Here is a 24,474-nt window from a genome sequence, read left to right as displayed (position 1 = left end):
CCACGCGCGGCGACCCCCTCTGTCGCCTTCGGCGACATCTCCCCCTCAAGGGGGGAGATTACGCGCTCGCCTGCTTTCGCCAGTCAATACGGGCTCGCCACATCCCCGGTCTCGACATACACCGCCTTCAGCTGCGAATAGAGCGCCAGCGCCGCCAGCGAATTCTCGCGCCCGATGCCGGACTGCTTGACCCCACCGAACGGGATTTCCACCGGCGTCAGATTGTAGGCGTTGATCCAGCACGTGCCGGCCTGCAGCTCGGCGATGACGCGATGCGCGCGCTGCAGGTCGCGGGTGAACACACCGGCGGCGAGGCCGAACTCGGTGTCGTTGGCGCGGTCGATCACCTCGTCCTCGCCGTCGAATTTCAGCACGCTCATCACCGGCCCGAAAATCTCCTCACGCGCAATGCGCATGGTGTCCGTGACACCGGTGAACACCGTCGGCTCGACGAAGAAGCCGCCGTCGAACCCTTGCAGCGATGGCACATTGCCGCCGCAGGCAAGCGTCGCGCCATCCTGCTGGCCGGCCTTGATGTAGGAGACGACCTTTTCCTGCTGCGCCTTGTTGACCAGCGGGCCCATCTGCGTCTCCGGATCGAGCGGATCGCCGATGCGGATCTTTTTCGTCCGCTCGACCAACCGGTCGACGAAGCGGTCGTGGATGCCGCTCTGCACGAAGACGCGCGTGCCGTTGGAGCAGATCTGGCCGGTCGAGTAGAAATTGCCGAGCATGGCGCCGCCAATGGCGTTTTCGAGATCGGCGTCATCGAAGACGATCAGCGGCGACTTGCCGCCGAGCTCCATCGTCGCGTGCTTCATCTTCGAGCCGGCGAGCGACAGCACCTTGCGGCCGGTCGGCACCGAGCCGGTGACCGAGACTTTTGCAACGACATCATGGCCGACGAGGCCGGCGCCGACATCGCCATAGCCTTGCACGACGTTGAACAGCCCGTCGGGCAGGCCGGCCTCCGAGTAGATCTCGGCCAGCGCCAGCGCCGACAGTGGCGTGTTCTCCGACGGCTTGAACACCATGGCGTTGCCCATGGCGAGCGCGGGCGCGGATTTCCAGCCGGCGATCTGGATCGGGTAGTTCCAGGCACCGATGCCGACGCACACACCCAGCGCCTCGCGCCGCGTATAGGCAAAGGGTCCACCGAGATCAATGGCCTCGCCGTTGAAGGCAGCGACCGCGCCGCCGAAATATTCGAGGCAGTCGGCCGCCGAAGGCGCATCCGCCACCAGCGTTTCCTGGATTGCCTTGCCGGTGTCCAGCGTCTCGATGCGGGCGAGATCGGCGTTGCGGGCGCGCAGAATGTCGGCGGCGCGGCGCAGGATGCGGCCGCGCTCCACCGGCTTCATCCGCGCCCAGGCAGGTTGCGCTGCCCTTGCCGCCTCGATCGCCAGCTCCAGAACATTCGGCGTCGCAGAATGCAGCGTGGCGATGATCTCACCCGTCGCTGGATAGATCACCGGCAGCGGCGCGCCGCCTTCGTCCTCGATGTAGCGGCCGTTGACATAGTGCGATGCCGTTGGCTGGGCGCGCATAAGAATTCTCCAATGATCTTCCTACAGCGCCGCGCGTCCTCTTGGACGCGCAAAGGTCGCTGTAGCACTTTAGTTTGGCGGAAGCAGTCCGCCCGACAATGCCCTATCGATCTGCGACCTGCCAGCGCGGATTGATCCAGGGTTCCTGGTTGGACGGCGCCAGCGGCGTGCGGCCAAGGATGTGGTCGGATGCCTTCTCGCCCGTCATGATCGACGGCGCGTTGAGGTTGCCGTTGGTGACGCGCGGAAAGATCGAGGAGTCCGCGACACGCAGGCCGTCGACACCGATGACCCGGCACTCCGGATCGACCACGCTCATGATGTCATCGGCGCGGCCCATCTTGCAGGTGCCGCACGGGTGGTAGGCACTCTCGGCATGATCCCGGATGAAGGCGTCGAGATCCTCGTCCGACTGGACGTGCGAACCCGGCGAGATTTCCTTGCCGCGGAAACTGTCGAAAGCCTTCTGGCCGAAGATCTCGCGGGTCAGCCTGATGCAGTGGCGGAACTCGGTCCAGTCGTCTGGATGCGACATGTAGTTGAAGCGGATCACCGGCGTCGCTTTGGGCTCGGGCGAGCGCAACGTCACCGAGCCGCGCGACTTCGAACGCATCGGCCCGACATGCGCCTGGAAGCCATGCGCCTTCGCCGCCGCCTTGCCGTCATAGCGCACCGCCGCCGGGATGAAATGGTATTGGATATCGGGGTAGTCGACGCCGGCCTGCGAGCGCACGAAGGCCGCTGCCTCGAAATGGTTGGTGGCGCCGAGACCGGTCTTGAAGAACAGCCACTGCGCCCCGATCAAGGCCTTGGAGAACGGGTTCAGCACCGAGTTCAGCGTGATCGGCTGGGTCGATTCCTGCTGGATGTAGAGCTCCATATGATCCTGCAGATTGCGGCCGACGCCGGGACGGTCGGCCACGACCTCGATGCCGTTTTCGGCGAGATGCGCGGCCGGGCCGATGCCGGACAGCATCAGGATCTTGGGCGAATTGATCGACGAGGCGGCGACGATCACCTCGCGTCGCGCCTTAACGACTTGAATCTGTTTGTGAGCTTCGATCTCGACACCGACCGCGCGCTGATTCTCGATGATCACCCGGCGAGCGAAGCCTTTGACCACACTGACATTTTGCCGCTTGAGAGCCGGCTTCAGATAGGCTGATGCCGCCGACCAGCGGCGGCCACCGCGAACGGTTTGCTCCATCGGTCCGAAGCCTTCCTGCTTCGAACCATTGTAGTCGTCGGTCAGCTCAAAACCCGCCTGACGGCCGGCCTCGACGAACGCGCCGTAGAGCGGATTCTTTCGCGGACCGCGCTGGACGTGCAGCGGTCCACCGTGGCCGCGCCAGCCATCCTCGCCGCCGTGATTGTCTTCCATCCGCTTGAAGTAGGGCAGCACGTCGGCAAAGCCCCAGCCGGCCGCCCCCTGTTCGGCCCAGTGGTCGAAGTCGCGGGCGTGGCCGCGCACATAGACCATGCCGTTGATCGAGGACGAGCCGCCGATCACCTTGCCCCGTGGCGTCGCCAGCACGCGGCCGCCGAGATGTGGCTCCGGCTCGCTGGCGAAGCCCCAGTCGTAGAGGCTCATGTTGAGGGGGATGGAAAGGGCCGACGGCATCTGGATCAGCGGCCCGATATCGGTGCCGCCAAACTCGATGACGATGACCGAATGCTTGCCGTCTTCCGACAGGCGATAGGCAATGGCCGAGCCGGCCGAGCCGGAGCCGATGATGACGAAATCTGCTTCAAGCATGGTTCATATGCGCCATGAAATCGGCGAGCGAAACATTGCCGCCGGTAGCCACAACCAGGACGGTTTTGCCCGCCACATCCACCTTGCCGCCGAGCAACGCCGCCAGCGACGCGGCGCCCGACGGCTCCAGCACCAGCTTCATCCGCTCGAAGGCGATCTTCATTGCCCGCCGTACCGATGCGTCGTCGACGGTGATGCCGCGCACGCCGGCGGTCTTGACCGCAGCGAAGGGCGCGTCGCCCGGCCGACGCGACATCAGCCCGTCGCAGATCGACTTCGGCGCGATCGGCATGGTCTCGATGGCGCCATGTGCCAGCGACGAGCCCATGCCGTTGAACCCTTCCGGCTCGACGCCGATGATCTCGGTTGCCGGCGACAGATAGTGGAAGGCGAGCGACACGCCGCCGATCAATCCGCCGCCGCCGACCGAGCAGAACAACAGGTCGGCGCTGGCGTCCTTCGCCCCGAGCTGCTCCAGTGCTTCGAGCCCGGCGCCGGCCTGGCCGGCAACGATCTCCGGATCGTCGAACGGATGCAGCAGGGCCAGCCCTTCGGTCTCGGCGATCTCGCGCGCCTTGGCGGCGGCGACTTCCTCACGAGCGCGATCGCCATGATCGGTCAGCACGACACGCGCGCCATAACCGGCAGTAGCATCGCGCTTGGCTGCCGGCGCGTCGATCGGCATGACGATGGTGACGGGAATGCCGAGCGCCTGGCCGGCGGCCGCCAGCCCTTGCGCGAAATTGCCCGAGGAGTAGGCGACGACGCCCTTCCTGGCTTCATTCGGCGACAACTGTTTCAGCCGCCAATAGGCGCCGCGCACCTTGAACGATCCCGCCCATTGCAGCGATTCCGGCTTGATGAAGACGCGGGCAGCACCGGTCTCCTTGGCGAGTGCCGCCGATTCCAGCAAAGGCGTGATCTGCGTCGCCTGCGACGTCACCGCATAGGCCTGCTTAAGATGATCGAGGGACGGGACAAGAATGGTCATCATTCGCCTCGCGGAAAGCGTTTCTGTTCCTCGAGATTGTCGAGATTCATGTGGTTGCGCATGTAGCGTTCCGACGCCTTTTGCAGCGGCTGGAATTCCCAGGGGTAGTGCGTGCCGTTGCGCAGCGCCGGATAGACCACCCAGCGTCGCGCCTGGCTGGCGCGCACGGCGGCGTCGAAGGCGGCCATATCCCAGCGCGCTCGTACCGCGCCTGTGAAGGCCGCCACCAGATCGGCATGCGCCGGATCGGTGGCAAGATTGGTTAGCTCGCGCGGGTCGGCTTCGAGATCGAACAGAAGCGGCGGGTCGATCTCGCAATGGATGAATTTGTAGCGGCCGTCGCGGATCGCCACCAATGGCGCGTTGGACCCCTCGGCGGCATATTCCATCAGCACCGGGGCATCGCGTTTCGTGCCCTCGAGCAATGGCAGCAATGACTGGCCGTCCGTCCACGGCGCGATCGCGGAGATGTCGATGCCGGCGAGATCGCACAGCGTCGGCGTCACGTCGAGATTGGAAACCGGCGCGTCGACCAGCCCGGCGGGAATACCCTTGCCGGCGATCATCAAAGGCACTCGCGCCGAGCCCTCGAAAAAATTCATTTTGAACCAAAGGCCGCGCTCGCCAAGCATGTCGCCATGGTCGGAGCAGAACAGGATGATGGTGTCGTCCAGCATACGCGTGCGCTCCAGCACCGACATCAGCTCGCCGATCTTGTCGTCGAGATAGGAAATGTTGGCGAAGTAGCCGCGCCGCGAGCGGCGGATCTGCTCTGGCGTAATGTTGAAACTGTCGTAGTCGCTGGCGCGGTAAAGCCGTTGCGAATGCGGGTCCTGATCGGCATAGGAGATGAAACCCACTTCCGGCTCAAGCGCCGGACAGTCTTCATAGAGATCCCAATATTGCCGCCGTGTGACATAGGGGTCGTGCGGGTGGGTGAAGGAGATCGTCACGCACCAGGGCCGGCTGGCCGCATCGTCGGAGGTGCGGGCAAGGTCGTAGAGTTTTTGCACCGCATGGAAGGCGACTTCGTCGTCATACTCCATCTGGTTGGTGATCTCGGCGGTCCCTGCGCCGGTCACCGAGCCCAGATTGTGATACCACCAGTCGATGCGCTCGCCGGGCTTGCGGTAATCCGGCGTCCAGCCGAAATCGGCGGGATAGATGTCGGTGGTCAACCGCTCCTCGAAACCGTGCAACTGGTCAGGCCCGACGAAATGCATCTTGCCCGACAGGCAGGTGTAGTAGCCGGCGGCGCGCAGATGATGGGCGAAGGTCGGGATCGAGGAAGCGAACTCGGCGGCGTTGTCATAGACTGCGGTGCGCGACGGCAATTGCCCGCTCATGAAGGCGGCGCGGCCGGGCGCGCAGAGCGGCGAGGCCGTATAATTGTTCTGGAAACGTGCCGCGCGCGCGGCCAACGCCTTCAGATGCGGCGCATGTAGGAAGTCCGCCGGCCCGTCGGGAAACAGCGTGCCGTTGAGCTGATCGACCATGACGATCAGTATGTTGGGTCGCGTGGGTGTCACTGAGGCTGTCACTGTGTCTGCCGCCCGCCGAGTTTGATTTCCAGATAGTCCTCGACCAGCGCGATCGCGGTCGCCGCATCCGGCACGCCATCCTTCAGCGCGCGCCTGATGTAGAGCCCGTCGATCATCGCCGCGGTCGCTTCCGCCGCGCGGTCGGCTTCGCTACGCGGCAAGATGCCGGTCAGCCCGCTCATCAGGTTGGAATGCAGCCGCCGCGCATAGACCCTGAGCAGTCGGCGCAAGGCCGATGATTTTTGCGCCTCGACATAGAAGGCGAGCCATGCGGCGATGGTTTCCGGCTGGAACTGGATGTCGGAGAAGTTGACGGCCACCACGGCCGAGACACGTTCGCGCGGCGAGCCGGCAGATTGCAGAGCGCGCCGCATGTCGATGGTCAGTTCTGCCAGTATGTGCCGCATCGTCGCCAGCAGCAGTTCATCCTTGGCGCCGAAATAGTGATGGGCAAGCGCCGAGGATACGCCGGCGCGGCCGGCAATCTCCGACATGGTCACGTCGAGCGAGCCGCGCTCGCCGATCGCCGAGATCGTCGCGTCGATGAGCGCCCTGCGGCGCAACGGTTCCATTCCGACTTTCGGCATTGTTGTTCCCGGCTCTTGGCCTCCATGATTATTTTTTATTGATCCGTCAATCAACAAAAAATCGACTCGATTGCAGCCTGCACCAAGCGATTGTCGGCGTGCGGCCCTTTTCGATGCGGTAGCGATTGTTTATATTTGAACAATAAAGGCGAACTGCGCCATGAGCCCACATGCTAGGCTGGCGCCAAGGATGGAGACCGCCATGACCGCATGCATCGTTGGCTGGGCGCATTCGCGCTTCGGCAAGCTGGAAGGCGAGACGCTGGAAGGCCTTATCACCAAGGTCGCGGTCGACGCGCTCGACCATGCCGGCATCGGCCCGGACGAAGTCGACGAGATCGTGCTCGGCCACTTCAATGCCGGCTTTTCCCCGCAGGATTTTACCGCCAGCCTCGTGTTGCAGGCTGACGACCGGCTGCGCTTCAAGCCGGCGACCCGGGTCGAGAACGCTTGCGCCACCGGCTCGGCCGCCGTCCGCCAAGGCATCCGCGCCATCGATGCCAATGCCGCCCGCATCGTGCTGGTCGTCGGCGCCGAGCAGATGACGACGACGCCCGGTCCCGAGATCGGCAAGAACCTGCTCAAGGCCTCCTATCTGCCGGAGGAGGGCGAGACGCCGGCCGGCTTTGCCGGCGTCTTCGGCAAGATCGCGCAGGCCTATTTCCAGCGCTATGGCGACCAGTCGGACGCGTTGGCGATGATCGCTGCCAAGAACCACAAGAACGGCGTCGACAATCCGTACGCGCAGATGCGCAAGGATTTCGGCTACGAGTTCTGCCGCCAGGAAAGCGAGAAGAACCCCTTCGTCGCTGGGCCACTGAAGCGCACCGACTGTTCGCTGGTCTCCGACGGCGCAGCCGCTCTTGTCCTCACCGACACATCGACGGCGCTGAAGATGCGCCGCGCTGTCGCCTTCCGCGCCAACGAACATGTCCAGGATTTCCTGCCGATGTCGAAGCGCGACATCCTGTCTTTCGAAGGCTGCGAGCAGGCTTGGAACCAGGCCTTGAAAAAGGCAGGTGTGACGCTCGACGACCTCTCCTTCGTCGAGACGCATGACTGCTTCACCATTGCCGAGCTGATCGAATATGAGGCGATGGGGCTGGCCAAGCCGGGCGAGGGCGCCAAGCTGGCGCTCGACGGCACGACAGCCAAGGACGGCAGGCTGCCGGTCAATCCGTCCGGCGGGTTGAAGGCCAAGGGCCATCCGATCGGCGCTACCGGCGTGTCGATGCATGTGCTGTCAGCCATGCAGTTGACCGGCGAGGCCGGCGGCATCCAGGTGCCGGGCGCAAAGCTCGGCGGCATCTTCAACATGGGTGGCGCTGCCGTCGCCAACTACGTTTCAATCCTCGACCGGATCAGGTAGAAGCAGCCCGTATTTTTCGGGGCAGCTTATGACAAATCCGGTTCTGGTCGAAGTCTTGCGCGGCGCGATCGTCGAGAGCGCCCATCGCGGCGCTGTCGCAATCTTCGATGGCGACGGCAAGCCTGTCCTGGAGATCGGCGATACGGCGCGGCCAGTGTTTCCCCGCTCGGCGGTCAAGGCGATCCAGGCGCTGCCGCTGGTCGAAAGCGGCACCGCCGATGCGTACGGCTTCGGCGACCGCGAACTGGCGCTGGCCTGCGCCTCGCATTCGGGCGAACCCGCCCATGTTGAGCTAGCGCAAGCGATGCTGGCCAAGGCTGGCCTCGACAAATCAGCGCTGGAATGCGGCGCGCACTGGCCGTCCAGCCATGGTGCGGAGATTGCGCTGGCGCGCGCCGGCGGCTCGCCGAACGCGCTCCACAACAACTGTTCCGGCAAGCATTCCGGCTTTCTCTGCACCTGTGTGCATTCCGGCATTGCTCATCGCGGCTACGTCCAGGCAGGCCACGCCTTTCAGGAGATGGTGCGCGACGCCATGCAGGCGGTGACCGGCGCCACCCACGATGCCGATGACCGGGCGACGGATGGCTGCTCGATCCCGACCTATGCCGTGCCGCTGAAGAGCTTTGCGCTGGGCTTTGCCCGCATGGCGACGGGCAGGGGTTTTGCGCCGCAACGTGCAAAGGCAGCCAAACGTCTGCTGTCTGCCTGCATGGCCGAGCCCTTTCTGGTCGCCGGCACCGGCAAGGCCGACGTTGCGCTGATGCAAGCCGCGCCCGGCCGCATCTTCGTCAAGACCGGCGCCGAGGGCGTCTATTGCGCCGCCGTTCCGGAACTTGGCCTTGGCATTGCGCTGAAATGTGATGATGGCGCTGGCCGCGCCGCCGAGGTGATGATTGCTGCTGTGCTCGCCAAGCTCCTCAACACCGACGAGGCGCTGGCGGCAAATCTTCTGGAACAGGCCAATCCGCCGATCGAAAGCCGCATCGGCGCCAAGGTTGGCTCGCTGCGGCCGACAGCGGCGCTCAGCTGACGCGGTTTCGCTCGACCGTCAGATGCGCATAGCCGGTGTCGCTTGACCGCGCGAGGTCGCCGGTCGCCGGTTCGGCCCAGCGCTGGCCGATGATGGCGCCGTTCTTGGCCCCATCGATGACATTGTCGGAAATGATGGCGTTTCCGGCGCCCTCGACCACGGTGACGGCGATGCCGGTTCCGGCCTTGCGGATGATGTTTCCGGTCGCCACCACATTGCGCATGTAGGCGCCCCAGCCGATCTGCATGCCGTAGAGCAGCGCGTTCTCGATGACATTGCCGGAGACGGTGGTGTCGGCCTCGACGCTGATGCCGACGCCGAAGCCCGGCGCATCGGCGGGGTAGGGGCCTGTGGTCGACAGATTGCGCACGATGTTGTTCGAGCACACGCCCATGCGGCCGCCCTCGTTGAAATTGACGATCGAGATGCCGTTGGCCGCACCATCGACGATGTTGTTGCCGATGATTGCGCCCTCGAAGGAGAATTCGGAATAGAGCGCGGTTTCGCCCGAGCGCGAACAGGTGTTGCCGGTCATCGTCAGATTGCTGGAGCTGTTGGCGCGGATCGCCGAGAAGGCGCAGTCCGAGACGATGTTACCCGTGACGGAGACATTGCCGGCGCGAAAGGCGTTGATGCCATTGCCATTCTGGCCGGTGCCGCCGCTGCGCGCACCGATCCGCTGCACGCGGTTGCCGCTGACGATGGTGCCGTCCTCGGCCTGCTGCCAGCGGTGCACCAGAATGCCGCCATTGCCGCAGTCGGACACGGTATTGTTGGATATCGCCAGACCGGCGGCTTCGACCGAGTAGATGCCGGCGTCCGCAGCCCCCGAAATCTCCGAGCGCTCGACGCGGCCGGCTGCGTGCTCCAGCGCCAGTCCGTGCTTGCCGCTGCCTGTAATCTGGCAATTGTCGATGACGAGATGAGCGACGCGGCGCAGGTCGAGCAGGCCTTGCGCGTCATCGGTCAGCCAGTTGTTGGCGCCGTCGAACACCAGCCCGGTGAGTTCGATATGCTCGGCCTGTTCGGCCGTCAGCAAATGACCGTTGCCGCCATAAAGAATGCGCGAGGCTCCGGGCACGCCGGAAAGCCTGACACGGGCGGGCAAGGTCAGGTTGGAGACGACATAATTTCCGGGCGGCAGGAACACCGGCGCGTTGTGCTCGCTGGCGTCGGCAAGCATGCGGGCGAAGGCCTTGCTCTGGTCGTCCGGCGCGTTCGGCTGCAGGCCAAGTTCCGTGGCGTCGATCGAGCCGCGCGTAGCCGTCTTCGCCGAGGCCTTGCCCAGCGAAAGGCCGAGCACGGCGAAGCCGGCCGTCCCCTTCAGAAGCATTCGTCTGTTCACCATTGGCACATCCCTTGCGATCCCTAGGCCAACCGCAGGAATCGTGCCAGCCGCAGCGGTCTTCGCCCGGCCATAGTCCGGCCAATGACCGGGCTCGGCAAGTGGCTTGTACAGTCGCCGAAGCGGGCCTAAGTTTATCCAATGAGCAGAGCTTTTACCCGCGAGGAAGACAGCGAAAACGCCATTGCCGGCATCGGCGAGCGGCCGATCAGCCCGCACCGCAATCTTGTGACGGAGCGCGGGCTGGCGCAGATCGAGGACAATCTGACCGATCTGCGCGACATACTGGCGAAAGCCGAGAGAAAAGCCGATCGCGAGCGCATCGCTGTCGTGTCGCGCGACCTGCGTTACTGGACGGCGCGGCGTGAAAGTGCCGAGCTCTCCGTTCCTGAGCCGGGCAGCGACCAGGTGCGCTTCGGCATGGGTGTCACGCTGGAAAGTGATGACGGCAAGAAGGTGCACTGGAAGATCGTCGGCGAGGACGAGGCCGATCCGTCAAAGGGTAGCATTTCCCACGTCTCGCCGATGGCTGTTGCGCTATTCGGCAAGAACGTTGGCGACGTCGCAAGCGTCAACGGCAAGGAATGGGAAATCGTCAAGCTGTCGGACAGCTAATCTTTAAGCTTGACGATGTGGTCGCGAAAGAATGCCGCTGCACCCGCTTCATCGATTTCGCTGGCAGCCACCATCATAACCAACTGGATGATGTCCGCCTGCTCGGCTTCAAGGCTGAGCCCGTTAAAGTAGAGAAACAAGTCCGCTGCAGCGAAAGCGGTGCGCTTGTTGCCATCAACAAACGGATGGTTCTTGGCGATACCGAAAAGATAGGCGGCTGCCAGTTCGCAAAGATCGGGCTCGCCATAGGCCTCTTTCTGCTGGGGTCTGGCGAGCGCCGATTCCAGCATGCCTTCATCGCGGATACCCGGCGCACCGCCGTGGAGGCGTAATTGTTCGGCGTGCATCGCCTCCACGAATTCCGGCGAATGATGTTCGATCATTTCGCCAGCGCGCGGTAGGCAACCTCGTATTTCTTCATCCGTTCGCGTGCGATCTTCATCTTGCGCTCGAATTCCTCGGCAGAGTCCTCAAGGCGGCGCAGTCGGAGCTCCTCGCCCTCCCGAACGACAGCCACCTTATCGCCCGTCTTCAGATTCAACTGCTCAAGAAGCTCCTTGGGAAGGATCAAGCCGTCGGAATTGCCGATCTTGCGAATGGTGGTGTTCATGTTGAAATGTCCTGTTTCAACATCGATTATAACGCAACGCGCCGGATGTTACAACAGGAATTATAACAAGCTACCCAGCCAGCAGCCGATCCAATAGCCGATCCGCCGCTTCTGGAATAACCGTGCCCGGCGGGAAGATTTCCGCCGCCCCGGCTTGCAGCACCGCGTCGTAATCCTGCGGCGGGATGACGCCGCCGGCGACGATCAGTATGTCGGCGTGGCCGAGTTTCTTCAGCGTATCGCGCAGTTCGGGGATCAGGGTAAGATGTCCCGCCGCCAGCGACGAGGCGCCGATGATATGGACATCCTGCGCCACCGCCAGTTTGGCGATTTCATCCGGCGTCTGGAACATTGCGCCGACGGTAACGTCGAAACCGAGATCGGCGAAGGCCGTGGCGATGACCTTCTGGCCGCGGTCGTGGCCGTCCTGTCCCATCTTGGCGACCAGGATGCGCGGCTTGCCGCCGGACTTTTTTTCGAAGGCTTCGAGCTTCTCCAGCAGCCGGTCGACCGTCAGATTGTCGCCAAGCGCATTGCGATAGACGCCGGAGATCGTCTGCACCGAGGCGACGTGACGGCCAAAGACCTTTTCCAGCGCCAGCGAGATCTCGCCGACCGTGGCATTGGCGCGCGCGGCGCGGATGGCGAATTCCAGCAGGTTTTCGTTACCCTGCGCAGCGCGGGTCAACGCATCGAGCGCGCTCTCGACGGCGCCGACATTGCGCGTGCCCTTAAGGTTCTGCAGCTTCGACAATTGCCGGGCCCTGACCTCGGCATTGTCGATCTTCAAGACGTCGACCTCGATGTCGTTCTCCGGGCGATGCGCGTTGACGCCGACCAGCATCTGTTCGCCGGAATCGATGCGTGCCTGCGTGCGCGCCGCCGCCTCCTCGATGCGCAGTTTCGGGATGCCCTGTTCGGTCGCCGCAGCCATGCCGCCGAGGGCTTCGACCTCTTCGATATGGGCGAGCGCGCGCGCCGCCAGATCATGCGTCAGCCGTTCGACATAGGCCGAGCCGCCCCATGGATCGATGATGCGGGTGGTGCCGGATTCCTTTTGCAGGATCAGCTGCGTGTTTCGAGCGATGCGGGCGGAATGGTCGGTCGGCAGCGCCATCGCCTCGTCGAAGGAATTGGTGTGCAGCGACTGCGTATGCCCCTGCGTTGCCGCCATCGCCTCGATCATGGTGCGGGTGATGTTGTTGTAGGGGTCCTGCGCCGTCAGCGACCAGCCGGAGGTTTGGCTATGGGTGCGCAGCGACAGCGAGCGCTCGTCCTTCGGCGCGAAATTCTTCTGCATCAGGCTCGCCCACAAAAGCCGCGCGGCGCGGAGCTTGGCGACCTCCATGAAGAAGTTCATGCCGATCGCCCAGAAGAAGGACAGCCGCGGGGCGAAACGGTCGATGTCGAGCCCGGCGGCGACGCCGGCGCGGGCATATTCGATGCCGTCGGCAATGGTGTAGGCAAGCTCCAGGTCCGCCGTCGCACCGGCCTCCTGCATGTGATAGCCGGAGATCGAGATCGAGTTGAACTTCGGCATGTGCTGGGAGGTGTAGGAGAAGATGTCCGACACGATCCGCATCGAGGGCTTCGGCGGATAGATGTAGGTGTTGCGGACCATGAACTCCTTCAGAATGTCGTTCTGAATGGTGCCGGCGAGATCCTTCTGCGCAACGCCCTGTTCTTCGGCCGCCACGATATAGAGCGCCATGATCGGCAACACGGCGCCGTTCATGGTCATCGAAACCGTCATCTCGCCGAGCGGAATGCCGTCGAAGAGCTGGCGCATGTCGAGGATGGAATCGATGGCCACGCCCGCCATGCCGACATCGCCGGAAACGCGCGGATGGTCGCTGTCATAGCCGCGATGGGTGGGCAGATCGAAAGCGACCGACAGGCCCTTTTGGCCGGCGGCCAGGTTGCGCCGGTAGAAGGCGTTGGATTCTTCCGCCGTCGAGAAGCCGGCATATTGCCGGATCGTCCACGGCTGTTGGACATACATGGTCGGGTAGGGGCCGCGCACGAAAGGCGGCATGCCCGGATAGGTCTCGAGATGGGTGAGGCCCTTGAGGTCGCCCTGGCTGTAGAGATGTTTGACGCTAATGCCTTCCGGCGTCAGCCGCTGGCCCTTGACCTCGACGGGCGCGCGCCTTGGCGCCGACCAGCCGATCTCTGAGAAATCCGGGATCACGGTGCGGCTCCGATTGACTGGTCGATGCGGACCGGAAACAGGGCCTCGCAAACCGCCACGCCCTCGGTGAAAGGAGGCCGCCGCTCGGCCGCCAGCGTCTCGACCGGAGCTTCGCCTTTCAGCGGGTAGAGCGTGGTGCCGATGATTGCCCGTTCGCCGCTCCGATAGGCCTCGGCACGGCGCTGGGATGCTGCCTTGACGCGCGACTGGATATGGCCTTGCTGCAGGCTTGCCAGAACGCCGCCTTCCGCTTCGATCCTCTGGAATTCCTGCCACGCCGCTTCGCAGAGGCTCAGGGTCAGCGCCTCGACCGCGCCGGAGCCGAAGGCCGGGTCGGCGACATGGTCGATATGGCTCTCATTGGCCATGACCAACTGCGCGTTGCGGGCGACGCGGCGGGCAAAGCCGGCCGGCAGCCCATGCGCGATGGTGTGTGGCAGAATGGAGATCGAATCCGCGCCGCCGGCGGCCGCGGCAAAGCTGGCGATGGTGGTGCGCAGGATGTTGGTTTCGGGGTCTGCCGCCGTCATCATGCGGAACGACGTCTCGGCATGGATGTTGGCCGTCGATGCGGGGATGGAACAGGTTTCCTGTATCCGCGCCCACAGCCTGCGCAGCGCCCGTACCTTTGCCATGGACAGGAACTGATCCTGGTCGACGCTCAGCGCGAAGCCGATATGCGGAGCGGCATAGACAAGCGGCTGGCGCGCATCCTCGAACATCCGGAGATAGGACACCGCCGAGGCGAGCATGGTGCCAAGTTCCTGCGCCTCGGTGGCGCCGGCATTGTGGAACACCCGTCCGTCTGCCTCCAAGAGCACGCCTGGCACGCCCAGCGAGAAGAAATGCGCCAGCGATTGCGGCATCGATGCCTGCAAGGCCTCGATCGACATGCGGAGTCGGCCGGTTCCGGCAAAGATCGCCGCCGGGTCGATGCCGAAGGAGAGGTTGAGCTTTGCCGGATCGGAGCGGCGCTTGCTCAGGAACGCCACGAGCCAGTCGGCCACGGCGCGGCTCCACGGATGGGCGTCGATGCGGATCTGCGTGCGATTGAGCGGCACGCCGTCCAGCACTGTCTCCAGCGCCTGCGCCGTCCTCGGCAGGCCATAGCCGAACGCGTTCGGCGCGCCCTCGAACACCAGCGACAGACCGGTTGCGCCCTGCGCGACGTCGTCGAGAGCCTGGGCCTTGGCACGGCCGATATCGGGATCGTCGATGCGCTGGCTGACGATCCAGGGCAATTTGGGATTGGCACGGACCAGCGGTTCGGCCCCGGCGGCGCGATCGTAGAGCGGCTCTATGCGAATCTGATCGTCGGTGTGCGAGACCAGTTTTTCCTCGAAGGACGCGCCGGCGAGCGCCTTTTCGGTCAAGGCCAGCCATCGCTGGCGCTCGACGTTTGTGGGTTCGACTTCCTTCAAGGCTCCGGCGCCCATCCATTTTCCTCGTTCTTATGCGGCCGCACCAGCCTCAGCACTCCAGTCTACGGTTCCCAGTCCGATATCGCAATGCAATGCGCCTGCAGGGACCCAATTCGATCCGGCTGACATATGTCAGCCTGCGTGGACGAACCATGAACGATTGCCAAACAGCGGCAAAATCCGCAAGCTCCAAAAACCGATTTCGAGGATTGGTCCAATTTGGACAATTGGCCCAACCTGGATGAATGGCCAATCTGAATGAATGGCCAATCTGAATGAATGGCATTGTCGCTGTGCAATGGCCTGACTATACCGGCGGCAAGGCCATTGGCTTTAACACATCAGTTTGCGGAGACCCGACCTATGGCTGACGAGACCAGCATTTTCCTCGGCGCCAGCCGCAAGCCCGACGACAGCTATCAGCGCGCCGAACAGCTGCTGCTGCAATATGGCAACCGCCATGGCCTGATCACCGGCGCCACCGGCACCGGCAAGACGGTCAGCCTGCAGATCCTGGCCGAAGGCTTCTCCAATGCCGGCGTGCCGGTGTTCTGCGCCGACATCAAGGGCGACCTGTCCGGCATCGCCATGATGGGCAAGGCGCAGGATTTCCTGGTCAAGCGAGCCGAGCAGGTCAGGCTCGACCCTTATGACTTCCAGGAATTCCCGGTCATCTTCTGGGATCTGTTCGGCGAGCAGGGCCACCCGATCCGCGCCACCGTCTCGGAAATGGGGCCGCTGCTCCTGTCGCGGCTGATGAACCTCTCCGAGGCGCAGGAAGGCATCATGAATATCGCCTTCCGCATCGCCGACGAGGACGGCCTGCTGCTGCTCGACATGAAGGATCTGCAGGCGCTGCTGGCCAGCATTGCCGAGCGCGCCGAGGAAATCAGCTCGCGCTATGGCAATGTCACCAAGCCATCCGTCGGCGCCATCCAGCGCACGCTGCTGGTGCTGGAACAGCAGGGCGCGGCGCATTTCTTCGGCGAGCCGGCGCTGCGCATCGCCGATATCATGCGCACCACCCGTGACGGCCGCGGCGCTATCAGCGTGCTCGCTGCCGACAGACTGATGATGAACCCCAGGCTCTACGCCACCTTCCTGCTCTGGCTGATGTCGGAGCTGTTTGAGGAATTGCCCGAGGTCGGCGATCCCGACAGGCCGAAGCTGGTGTTCTTCTTCGACGAGGCGCATCTGCTTTTCGACGAAGCGCCGAAGGTGCTGATCGACCGCGTCGAGCAGGTGGTTCGCTTGATCCGCTCCAAGGGCGTCGGCGTCTATTTCGTCACGCAGAACCCTTTGGATATCCCCGAGAAGGTTCTCGCCCAGCTCGGGAATCGCGTGCAGCACGCGCTGCGCGCCTACACGCCGCGCGAACAGCAGGCGGTGAGGACGGCTGCCGAAACGTTCCGGCCCAATCCCGATTTCGACTGCATGACCGCCATCACCCAACTCGGCACCGGCGAAGCGCTGGTCTCGACACTGGAAGCCAAGGGCGTGCCGTCGATGGTGCAACGAACGCTGATCCGGCCGCCGTCGTCCACGCTTGGCACGATCACGGCGGACCAGCGCCGCAAGCTGATCGACCAGAGCCCGGTCGCCGGCCAGTACGACCAGACCATCGACCGCGAATCGGCTTTCGAAATGCTGCAGAAAAAGGCCAAGGAGGTGCAGGACGCGGAGGCGCAGCAGGCCGATAGCGGCCGCTCGCGCTGGACCATTCCGGGCTTCGGCAATGACGGTCCGCCGCCGCCGCAATCAGGCGGTCGCCGCGCCCCGGCGCCGCGCCCGTCCAATCGCCAGACCGTCGCCGAGGCCGCGATCAAGTCGGTGGTGCGTTCCGTTGGCTCGTCGGTCGGCCGCGCGATCGTGCGCGGCATTCTGGGCAGCCTGTCCCGGGGGCGGTAAAAGGCATCAGCCCGGCAGACTGCCGCATCGCGGACAGCCTAGCCGAAGCGGTTGCTCGATTGGCCTCGTTCCCCCGGCTGGAGCGCAAAGAGGCCGCCCTCGTGCGGGTGCGAGTCAAGGTGCTCCGCGGTCATGGTGAAGCGCGCCGAGGTGACGAACAGAGTATCGAGATCGGCGCCGCCAAAGGCGCAGCTCGTTGGCCAGGAGCAGGGCAGTTCGACGATCCGATCCAGCTGGCCGCCCGGATCGATGCGGGCAACGCAGCTGCCGCCCCCGACCCGGCAGTTCCAGATGTAGCCTTCGGCATCCATGCAGGAGCCGTCGGGCAGGCCTCGCTCGAACCCGCCGAAAAGCAGCCGGCGATCGGCGAGCCCTGAGCCGCCGTCCCAGGCATAGCTGTAGATTGCGTTTTTCATCGTGTCTGCGGTCACGAAGCGGCCGCCCTGCGTCCACACCATGGTGTTGGTGATGCCAAAGCGGTCGTCGGACAGGCGCGTCACGCCGCCGTCGGGAGCAACCCGAAAAAGCTGCCCGGCCTCCTGCGTGATGGCGACGGGCACGTCATCCGCTCCGATATTGTTGGCCATCGTTCCGACCCAGAACGACCCATCGGGCGCGACGACGCCTTCATTCAGCCGTATGTCGGACCGGTCCGGTTCGATCGTCGCGATCGTTCGGAACTTCCCGCCGAAATCCCACAAGGCAATCTCGTTCCTGAGGCCGACAATGGCGCTGCCATCGGCGCACAGTCCGATCGAGGTGACCAGATCGGGCGTCTCCCAGGACTCGTGAGCTGAGGTCAGCGGATCCAGCCTGTGGATCCTGCGGCCGATAATGTCGATCCAGACCAGCCGGTTGCGGCGATCGTCCCAGATCAGGCTCTCGCCCACCACGTCGCGCGCATCGAAAGCCAGGCTAGCGTTCGTCTCGTTCATGCGGTTCTCCAGGTTAGAAACACTCTTGACACATATCGCTTGGATAAATTAACAACAATTGTATAGCAACCTGTCATACAGGTTTTGAGGGAGTGAGATGCAGGATCCGACGGAGACAGCGGCTGAGCCAAATCCCGGCCTTGTGAGCACGGCGATTCAGGCGATCACCCAGCACATCCGCTCCGAGGGCCTTGCAGCGGGCGATCCGCTGCCAAGCGAAGCGGCCATGACGCGCCAGCTCAATGTCTCGCGAACCGTCGTGCGCGAAGCGTTCCGGTCGCTTTCGGCAATGCGCCTGATCGACATGAGCGCCGGGCGCCGCGCCACCGTCGCCAAGCTCGACACCGGCGCCATGTCGATGGTGATCGAGCACGGCATAACCACGCAGCAGATCAGCGTTCATCAGGTCTATGATGTCAGGCGCACGATCGAGATGCGCACGGTGGCGCTCGCGGCGCTCCGCCGCACCGAGGCGGAAGCCGCCGCGATCGCGCAATCCGCCCGGCTGATGCGTGAAAATTTCCAGAACCCCGAGATCGTCATGGAGCACGACATCGCCTTTCACGAGGCGATCGCGGCGGCCTCGCACAACCCCGTCTTCTCGCTGATCGTCACCGCCTTCAGCGGGGTCACGCGCCGCACCTGGGTGATCGGCTGGCGCACACGCTCCTCCAGCGAAGACCAGCTCAAGATGATCAAGGGGCACGAGGATATAGCCGAGGCGATCCTCAAGGGCGATCCGCGGCTCGCCGTCGAGCATATGGCGCAACATTTCGACAAGAGCGTCAAGGCGCTCCTCGATGCGGGAATTGCCTGACATGAAGATCACCGCGATCGAGACCATTCGCATCGAGGAGAGGCCTAACCTTCTTTGGGTCGAGGTCCATACCGACGAAGGCATAACCGGGCTCGGCGAGACCTTCTTCCTGTCGCGCACCGTCGAGGCGTATCTGCACGAATATGTCGCGCCACGCGTGATCGGCCGCGATCCGCTCGAGATCGACCTTTTGTCCGCCGACCTGGTCGGCTATCTCGGCTTCCGCTCCAGCGGCGCCGAGGTGCGCGGCAATTCAGCCTTCGACATCGCGCTATGGGACATTTTCGGCAAGGTCACCGGCCAGCCGATCGCGCAGCTTCTGGGCGGCTTCAGCCGTCGCTCGATCCGCACCTACAACACTTGCGCCGGCACCGAATACATCAAGGACGCCAAGGGCCAGACGACGGCCAATTACGGCATCGGCGCTGGGCGCGACTATGACGATCTCAACGGCTTCCTCAACCGCGCCGGCGAACTGGCCGAGGAGCTGCTCGAGGACGGCATCACCGCCATGAAGATCTGGCCGTTCGATCACGCCGCTGAAAAGACGCGTGGCAACGACATTTCGGCGGCCGATCTGAAATCGGCGCTGGAGCCATTCGAGAAGATCCGCCGCGCCGTCGGCGACAAGATCGACATCATGGTCGAGTTTCATTCGATGTGGCAGCTCCTGCCGGCCATGAAGATCGCCGGCGCGCTGAAACCTTACGCCACCTACTGGCACGAGGACCCGATCCGCATGGACAGCCTCGGCGACTTGAAACGCTACGAGGCGGTCAGCCCGGCGCCGATCTCGGCCTCCGAGACGCTGGGCAGCCGCTGGGCGTTCCGCGACCTGCTCGAAACCGGGGCTGCCGGCATCGTCATGCTCGACATCTCCTGGTGCGGCGGCCTGTCGGAGGCGCGCAAGATCGCCGCGATGGCGGAGGCCTGGCGGCTGCCGGTCGCGCCGCATGACTGCACCGGTCCGGTCGTGCTCGCCGCTTCGACGCATCTGTCGCTCAATGCGCCCAACGCGCTGGTCCAGGAAAGCGTGCGTGCGTTCTACCGCACCTGGTACCGGGACCTGGTGACGGCGCTGCCTGAAGTGAAGAACGGCATGATCACCGTGCCGCCGGGACCGGGGCTGGGGTTGGCGCTCAACCCCGACCTTGGCAAGGCCTACACCGTCCAGCGCCGGGTCTCCGACAAGACCGACATCTAGAAAATCCAAAGGGAGGAATTGAAATGAAAAAACTGACTGCAACACTTCTGCTTGGCATCGCTCTTTTCGGTGCCCAGACCGCCGCGCGTGCCGACGGGCTGAACATCGTCTTCACGCACCATTCGTCGGCATCGAACACCTTCTGGCAGGCGGTGAAGAAGGGCTTCGACGACGGCTGCGCCAAGGTCGAGGCCAGCTGCAACATGGTCTTCACCCAGACCGAGGGTTCGATCGAACAGCAGGTCGCCAACATGCGCGCAGCCCTTGCCGCCAAGCCCGACGCGCTGTTGACCTCGATCGTCGACGACCACGCGTTCGATGACGTCATCAAGGAAGCGCGCGATGCCGGCGTGCTGGTGATCGCCGTCAATGTCGACGACACCGAAGGCGCCAAGGGCAATGCGCGCCAGGCCTTCGTCGGACAGGGCTTCAAGCCGGCGGGCTATTCGCTCGCCAAGGCCATTTCCGAAAGCTTCCCGAAGGATGGCCCGATCAAGGTGCTGGTCGGCATCTCGGCGCCCGGCCAGAACTGGTCCGAGAGCCGCGGCGCCGGCGTGATGCAGTTCCTCGAGGAATACAAGGCCGCCCATACCGACCGCGACGTATCGTGGGAGCGCATCGACAGCGGCACCGACCTAGCCGTCACCTCCGACCGCGTCGGCGCCTATCTCAACGCCCATGCCGACACCACCGCCTATTTCGACACCGGGTTCTGGTGCGCCGGCGTCGCCCGTGTGCTGCAGGATCGCGGCGTAGCGCCAGGCAAGGTCCTGCTCGGTGGCTTCGACCTGGTGCCCGAGGTGCTGCAACAGATGCAGAAGGGCTACGTGCAGGCGCTGGTCGACCAGCAGCCCTACATGCAGGGCTTCATGCCTGTGATGGAGGCTTATCTCAACAAGAAGATCGGCCTGGCGCCGTCCGACATCGACACCGGTCAGGGCATCGTGCGGCCGAACGAGGCTGATGCGATCATGGCGCTCTCCGCCCAAGGGATGCGCTGACAGCGCAGTGCGAATGAGCGGCTTTGCATCGGCGGCGCCGCGCGCCGCCGATGCATCAACAGAAGTTCGAATTCCTGGAGCCTGACGTGAAGCGTCTGTTCAAGACCTATCTCGAAAAGCCGGAGCTGGCCGGTCTGATCCTGCTCTTGCTGCTGATCGTCGTGTTCCAGATCCGCTCGCATGGCGTGTTCCTCAACCAGGACAATCTGCGCGGCATTCTCGGCATCCTGCCGGAGGCCGGCCTCGTTGCCATCGGCGTCACCATCCTGATGATCAGCGGCGAGTTCGACCTCTCCGTCGGATCGGTGTTCGCGCTGATGCCGATGACGATGGCGGTGCTGATGGTGCATGGCGCCCCGTTCCCGCTGGCGCTGCTCGCCGGACTGCTTGTCTCAGCGGCCATCGGCTTCATCAACGGCTACATCACCATTCGTTTCGCCATACCGAGCTTCATCACCACGCTCGGCATGCTGTTCATGGCGCGCTCGCTCACCGTCGTCGTCTCCGGCGGCTTCCCGCCTTTGCTCCCGGCCGACCTGCCGAACTGGCTGTTCACCTCCTTCGTTGGCCCCGGCAACATGTTCCGCATGTCCTTCCTGTGGTTTGCCGGCATTGCGCTGCTGACCTCGCTGATGCTTTCGCGCACCAATTTCGGCAACTGGATCAAGGCCACCGGCGGCTTCCCGCCGGCCGCCGCCGCGATGGGCATCCCGACCGCCAGGGTCAAGATCATCTGCTTCATGCTCTGTTCGATGCTCTCCGGCTTCGCCGGCATGCTGCAGGTGCTGCGGTTGGGCTCGCCCTTGCCTTCGATCGGCGAGGGTATGGAACTGCAGGCGGTGGCCTCCGCCGTCATCGGCGGCGCTTCGCTCGCCGGCGGTATCGGCACAGTCATGGGCGGCATCATCGGTACGACACTTATCCGCGTCATCGACAACGGCCTCGTGCTCAGCCATGTCGACGCCAATTGGTTCAAGTTCGCCATCGGCTTCCTGACCATATTCGCCGTCGTCGCCAATGCCTGGATGCGCAAGCGCGCCAAGGCCATCAAGATGGAGGGCTGAGCGATGGCCGACGCGATCATCTCCGTGCACAACCTTCACAAATGGTATTCCGGCGTCCATGCGCTGAAGGGGGTAACGCTCGACTTCACCCGCGGCGAGGCGCTTGGGCTGGTCGGCGACAATGGCGCCGGCAAATCAACCCTCATCAACATCCTCTCCGGCGTCCACACGGCGGACCAGGGCGAGATCAAGGTCGAGGGCAGGACAGTCCGCATCGCCAAGCCGCGCGACGCGATGGATCTCGGCATCGAGACGATCTACCAGTACAATTCCATGGTGCCGACCATGTCGATCGCCCGGAACCTGTTCATCGGCCGCGAGCCGACCCGGTTTTCGGTCCTCGGCGTCGGCTTGCTCGACCAGAAGAAGATGGCCAGCGAGAGCATCCGCGCGATTGCCAATGTCGACCTGCACCTGCGCTCACCGGATGCCCTTGTCGGTGAGCTTTCGGGTGGCCAGCGGCAGGGCGTCGCCATTGCGCGGGCCATGCATTTCAAGTCGAAGGTGATGATCCTCGACGAGCCGACCAACCATCTCTCCGTCAAGGAGACGAGGAAGGTGATCGGCTTCGTGCGCGGCCTCAAAGAACAGGGCATCACCGGCGTCTTTATCAGCCACAACATGCACCATGTCTTTGAATGTTGCGACCGCGTCGTGGCGATGGCGCGCGGCGAAATCGTGCTGGACAAGCGGGTCACAGAGACGTCGATCGATGAAGTCCACAGCGTTCTCTGAGAGGCGGCGGTAATGAAGGTCCTTGCCAATCGCGTCGTGCTCCTGACTGGCGGCCTTGGCTCGCTCGGCCGGGCCCAGGCGGTGACGCTGGCGCGGGCCGGCGCGCGCGTGCTGGTGCTCGACCGCCCCGACAGCGAGGACGGGCCAGGGATTGCCTCGGAACTGGCCGCGCAGGCAGGCGGCAACGTCGCCTTTATCGGCTGCGACCTCAATCGGCTTGCGGAGGCGGAGGCTACGGTGGCGGCGCTGGCGGCGAGGGAAGGCGGGATCGACGTCCTGATCAACAACGCTGCCCTGATCATCAACCGGCCATTCGAGGAATTTTCGCTGACCGAGTATGAGGATCAGATCCGCGTCAATTCCTCGGCCGCCTTCGCCTTGGCCCGGGCCTGCGCACCGGGGATGAAGGCGAAGGCCTATGGCAAGATCGTCAACTTCTGCTCCATCACGCTCAACGGCCGCTGGGACGGCTACGTGCCCTATGTCGCGTCGAAGGGCGCAATGCTCGGCCTGACCAAATCACTGGCGCGGGAACTTGGGCCGCACGGCGTCAGGGTCAATGCCGTATCCCCGGGCGCGGTTGTTTCGGAGGCCGAGGCGCGTGTGTTCGGCGACCGGCTGGCGCAATACAACGCCTGGATCCTGGAGAACCAGGGTCTCAAGAAGCGCATCGAGCCGCATCACATTGCCGATCTCGTACTGTTCCTCGCATCGCCCGCCTCGGACATGATCAGCGGGCAGAACATTGCCATCGACGGCGGCTGGTGAGGGATGGCCGGCCTGCTGGAGCTGCGCGACGGCCGCGCCCGTCTCGTCCTGGCCCCACAGAAGGGTGCGGCGATCGCGCGCTTCGACGCATTGGTCAGCGGTGCGCCGGTGCCGCTGCTGCGGGCGGGCGATGGCACCGGCGCCTCCGGCTGCCAGGTTCTGGTTCCCTGGTCGAACCGCATTTCAGGCGGCGGCTTCGAGTTCGACGGCCGCTTCCACGCCGTCGCGCCGAACGTGCCGGGAGAGGCCTTTCCGATCCATGGCGACGGCTTCCAGAGGCAGTGGCGGATTGCCAGCTATAGCGCCACCGAAGCGGAATTGATCCTCGACGCCGGCGGGATCGGTCCCTACCGATACACCGCGCGGGTCGCCTACGCGCTGCATGACGGGGCGCTGGATGCCACGCTCACCGTGGAGAATCGTGCCGGCATTCGCCTGCCTTACGGCCTCGGCTTTCATCCGTGGTTTCCGCGCAGCGCCGCAACGACGCTTGAGGCAAAGGCGGCGCGGGTCTGGCTGGAGGATAAGCGTCATTTGCCGATCGGCGTGGCGCCTGTGGCCGATTACCCCGCGTGGAATTTCTCGAGCAGCTCCCTGCTGCCGCGCAGCTGGGTGAACAACGCCTTCGACGGCTGGGACCGCCGCGCCAGGATCACCCGGCCCGAGGACAACATCACCATCTCGCTGACGGCCTCGCCGTCGCTCGACGTCTTCATCCTCTATTCGCCGTCGCAGGATGCCGATTTCTTCTGCTTCGAGCCGGTGTCGCACGCCGTCGATGCGCATCACGGCGAAGGGCTGACCTCGCTTGAGCACGGCGCTATGCTGAGTGCAAACATGCGGCTTGACTGGAATTCCACCGCGTCGCGTTGATGCCAAACAAGGCAGCACAACCGTTCCCCGTCCCTTGATCTAGAGTCTTTCACGTTTTGATGGAAGCGTATCCGGCGTTTGCGAAGTAGTTCTTGCATTCGCCGGGTTCGATTGTTTCGACGAGGTGGCCGATGTGGCGCCAAGTGTCCTCGACGGTTCGCTT

22 protein-coding genes and 1 pseudogene are annotated in these 24,474 nt (G+C 64.1%); 11 read left to right on the top strand and 12 right to left on the bottom strand.

All coding sequences use genetic code 11. The features are described from left to right. Positions 1-83: 83 nt before the first annotated feature. The 5 genes from betB to betI form a co-directional block, all read right to left on the bottom strand. Complete coding sequence (gene betB / locus H0241_RS34355; protein ID WP_181062146.1) at positions 84-1,547, bottom strand: betaine-aldehyde dehydrogenase; 1,464 nt, start codon at positions 1,545-1,547, stop codon at positions 84-86. Positions 1,548-1,650: 103 nt separating this feature from the next. Further along, complete coding sequence (gene betA / locus H0241_RS34350; RefSeq protein ID WP_181062145.1) at positions 1,651-3,303, bottom strand: choline dehydrogenase; 1,653 nt, start codon at positions 3,301-3,303, stop codon at positions 1,651-1,653. Then, on the bottom strand, positions 3,296-4,297 hold the full coding sequence (locus tag H0241_RS34345) for a threonine/serine dehydratase (protein ID WP_181062144.1): 1,002 nt from the start codon (positions 4,295-4,297) through the stop codon (positions 3,296-3,298). Before H0241_RS34345 ends, betA begins: the two co-directional genes overlap by 8 nt. Further along, entirely contained in the window at positions 4,294-5,823 is a 1,530-nt protein-coding gene (gene betC / locus H0241_RS34340) for a choline-sulfatase (protein ID WP_181062143.1), read from the bottom strand. Before betC ends, H0241_RS34345 begins: the two co-directional genes overlap by 4 nt. 8 nt (positions 5,824-5,831) lie before the next feature. Next, positions 5,832-6,422 (bottom strand): choline-binding transcriptional repressor BetI, encoded by a 591-nt coding sequence (betI, locus tag H0241_RS34335; RefSeq protein WP_181062142.1) that lies wholly within the window; start codon positions 6,420-6,422, stop codon positions 5,832-5,834. 202 nt (positions 6,423-6,624) lie between these two features. Between betI and H0241_RS34330 the strand changes: the two genes are divergently transcribed. Together H0241_RS34330 and H0241_RS34325 are read left to right on the top strand one after the other, a co-directional pair. Continuing rightward, entirely contained in the window at positions 6,625-7,791 is a 1,167-nt protein-coding gene (locus H0241_RS34330) for an acetyl-CoA acetyltransferase (protein WP_181062141.1), read from the top strand. Between the two features lie 28 nt (positions 7,792-7,819). Beyond that, positions 7,820-8,824 carry an asparaginase gene (locus H0241_RS34325; protein WP_181062140.1) on the top strand — a complete coding sequence of 335 codons (1,005 nt, stop codon included), beginning with the start codon at positions 7,820-7,822 and terminating at the stop codon, positions 8,822-8,824. On the opposite strand, the gene H0241_RS34320 is transcribed toward H0241_RS34325, so the two are convergent. Then, entirely contained in the window at positions 8,817-10,172 is a 1,356-nt protein-coding gene (locus tag H0241_RS34320; protein WP_181062139.1) for a TIGR03808 family TAT-translocated repetitive protein, read from the bottom strand. The two genes, H0241_RS34325 and H0241_RS34320, sit on opposite strands and share 8 nt — an antisense overlap. A 138-nt stretch (positions 10,173-10,310) precedes the next feature. Between H0241_RS34320 and greA the strand changes: the two genes are divergently transcribed. Next, complete coding sequence (gene greA, locus H0241_RS34315; RefSeq protein WP_181062138.1) at positions 10,311-10,784, top strand: transcription elongation factor GreA; 474 nt, start codon at positions 10,311-10,313, stop codon at positions 10,782-10,784. On the opposite strand, the gene H0241_RS34310 is transcribed toward greA, so the two are convergent. The 4 genes from H0241_RS34310 to H0241_RS34295 all read right to left on the bottom strand — a co-directional run bounded on the left by H0241_RS34310 (position 10,781) and on the right by H0241_RS34295 (position 15,021). Then, the gene (locus H0241_RS34310; protein ID WP_181062137.1) at positions 10,781-11,167 is read right to left on the bottom strand and encodes a type II toxin-antitoxin system death-on-curing family toxin; all 387 of its coding nucleotides are present in this window, start codon (positions 11,165-11,167) and stop codon (positions 10,781-10,783) included. The genes greA and H0241_RS34310 overlap by 4 nt on opposite strands. Beyond that, the gene (locus tag H0241_RS34305) at positions 11,164-11,394 is read right to left on the bottom strand and encodes an AbrB/MazE/SpoVT family DNA-binding domain-containing protein (RefSeq protein ID WP_181062136.1); all 231 of its coding nucleotides are present in this window, start codon (positions 11,392-11,394) and stop codon (positions 11,164-11,166) included. The genes H0241_RS34310 and H0241_RS34305 overlap by 4 nt, the downstream gene beginning before the upstream one ends. A 70-nt stretch (positions 11,395-11,464) precedes the next feature. Beyond that, positions 11,465-13,585 carry a methylmalonyl-CoA mutase gene (gene scpA, locus H0241_RS34300; RefSeq protein WP_181062135.1) on the bottom strand — a complete coding sequence of 707 codons (2,121 nt, stop codon included), beginning with the start codon at positions 13,583-13,585 and terminating at the stop codon, positions 11,465-11,467. Beyond that, positions 13,582-15,021, bottom strand: a complete 1,440-nt coding sequence (locus tag H0241_RS34295) for a methylmalonyl-CoA mutase subunit beta (RefSeq protein WP_181062134.1) — start codon at positions 15,019-15,021, stop codon at positions 13,582-13,584. Before H0241_RS34295 ends, scpA begins: the two co-directional genes overlap by 4 nt. A 348-nt stretch (positions 15,022-15,369) precedes the next feature. Here H0241_RS34295 and H0241_RS34290 point away from each other — a divergent pair, with 348 nt between their 5' ends. Then, the gene (locus H0241_RS34290; RefSeq protein WP_181062133.1) at positions 15,370-16,914 is read left to right on the top strand and encodes a helicase HerA-like C-terminal domain-containing protein; all 1,545 of its coding nucleotides are present in this window, start codon (positions 15,370-15,372) and stop codon (positions 16,912-16,914) included. A 38-nt stretch (positions 16,915-16,952) separates the two neighbouring features. Here H0241_RS34290 and H0241_RS34285 read toward each other — a convergent pair whose 3' ends face one another. Further along, positions 16,953-17,849: an SMP-30/gluconolactonase/LRE family protein gene (locus H0241_RS34285; RefSeq protein ID WP_181062132.1), complete on the bottom strand. Its 897-nt coding sequence runs from the start codon at positions 17,847-17,849 to the stop codon at positions 16,953-16,955. Between the two features lie 97 nt (positions 17,850-17,946). Between H0241_RS34285 and H0241_RS34280 the strand changes: the two genes are divergently transcribed. The 7 genes from H0241_RS34280 to H0241_RS34250 all read left to right on the top strand — a co-directional run bounded on the left by H0241_RS34280 (position 17,947) and on the right by H0241_RS34250 (position 24,311). After that, a complete protein-coding gene (locus tag H0241_RS34280; protein ID WP_181062131.1) occupies positions 17,947-18,666 on the top strand; it encodes a FadR/GntR family transcriptional regulator in 720 nt (239 codons plus the stop codon). 1 nt (position 18,667) lies between these two features. After that, the gene (locus H0241_RS34275) at positions 18,668-19,870 is read left to right on the top strand and encodes a mandelate racemase/muconate lactonizing enzyme family protein (RefSeq protein WP_181062130.1); all 1,203 of its coding nucleotides are present in this window, start codon (positions 18,668-18,670) and stop codon (positions 19,868-19,870) included. A 23-nt stretch (positions 19,871-19,893) separates the two neighbouring features. Further along, on the top strand, positions 19,894-20,871 hold the full coding sequence (locus tag H0241_RS34270) for a sugar ABC transporter substrate-binding protein (RefSeq protein ID WP_181062129.1): 978 nt from the start codon (positions 19,894-19,896) through the stop codon (positions 20,869-20,871). An 86-nt stretch (positions 20,872-20,957) separates the two neighbouring features. Then, positions 20,958-21,935, top strand: coding sequence for an ABC transporter permease (locus tag H0241_RS34265; protein ID WP_181062128.1), 978 nt, complete (start codon positions 20,958-20,960; stop codon positions 21,933-21,935). A gap of 3 nt (positions 21,936-21,938) precedes the next feature. After that, a complete protein-coding gene (locus H0241_RS34260) occupies positions 21,939-22,670 on the top strand; it encodes an ATP-binding cassette domain-containing protein (protein WP_181062127.1) in 732 nt (243 codons plus the stop codon). Between the two features lie 12 nt (positions 22,671-22,682). After that, the gene (locus H0241_RS34255) at positions 22,683-23,438 is read left to right on the top strand and encodes an SDR family oxidoreductase (protein ID WP_181062126.1); all 756 of its coding nucleotides are present in this window, start codon (positions 22,683-22,685) and stop codon (positions 23,436-23,438) included. A gap of 3 nt (positions 23,439-23,441) precedes the next feature. Beyond that, positions 23,442-24,311 carry an aldose 1-epimerase gene (locus H0241_RS34250; protein WP_181062125.1) on the top strand — a complete coding sequence of 290 codons (870 nt, stop codon included), beginning with the start codon at positions 23,442-23,444 and terminating at the stop codon, positions 24,309-24,311. Between the two features lie 49 nt (positions 24,312-24,360). On the opposite strand, the pseudogene H0241_RS34245 reads toward H0241_RS34250, so the two are convergent. Next, a pseudogene (locus tag H0241_RS34245) lies at positions 24,361-24,474 on the bottom strand (IS630 family transposase); the annotation flags it as partial.

The sequence above is a fragment of the Mesorhizobium neociceri genome (genome assembly GCF_013520985.1).
Lineage (GTDB): Bacteria > Pseudomonadota > Alphaproteobacteria > Rhizobiales > Rhizobiaceae > Mesorhizobium > Mesorhizobium neociceri.
Note: the sequence above shows the minus strand (reverse complement) of the source record. Positions and strands in the feature narration are given on the sequence as shown.